Annotated in this window: 1 pseudogene; it reads right to left on the bottom strand. The window is 59.0% G+C overall.

Annotated features, from left to right (window positions below):
- Positions 1 to 110: 110 nt before the first annotated feature.
- Positions 111 to 578, bottom strand: a pseudogene (locus tag SB822_RS54745) (recombinase family protein); the annotation flags it as partial.
- Positions 579 to 685 lie beyond the last annotated feature (107 nt).

The raw sequence follows: 685 nt of genomic DNA on the forward strand, positions 1-685 counted from the left end.
CTACCGCATCGCTGGGCACCTGCCGCGACTTGATTGACGGCAATTTACGCCCAGGGATGCCTTTGCCGGGCGCTTACGGCCATAGGTGTCCACCTCCAGTTGGTGGACACCTATGCTCCTCGCTCCTGCGGCTTACTGCCAGACGTCAAAGATGGATCGCTTACGTTCAGCTTGCCGCCCTGGAGGCGCCCGCGCAAGAAGTGCAGTTCGGCCTGTGCCATCGTTCCTTTGAGACCAAGAAGCAGGCCGTCGTTGAAGTCGCCCGGGTCGTAGCAACCATCGGCATCGATCACGAGGGTGTGGGTGAGTGCACACAGTTCGAGCAACCGATGCCAGTCCAGGTTCGAGCGTGCAAGGCGCGACACTTCCAGTGCAAACACTGCACCCACTTGCCCCATCGAGACATCCGCCACCAGCGTCTTGAAGTCCTCGCGGCCCTTCATCTGCGCGCCTGACTGACCGAGGTCCCGATCCAGGGTGCGGATCGCCGTCTCGGTCCACCCCAATGCCAGCGCCTTGTCCTTCAACGCGTATTGGCGCTCGGTGCTCTCCTGATGGTGCCGCACCTGGGCCAGCGTCGACTGCCGGTAATTCCGAGATCGGAATTACCGCCATAATTCCGTGTAAAAAAATATGGCCGAGCATTTATTGATGATGTAATAAAAGTGCTTGTTTGTAAGTGCCG

Origin of the sequence: Paraburkholderia sp. SIMBA_054, from assembly GCF_046534875.1 — a bacterium.
Taxonomy (GTDB): domain Bacteria; phylum Pseudomonadota; class Gammaproteobacteria; order Burkholderiales; family Burkholderiaceae; genus Paraburkholderia; species Paraburkholderia hospita.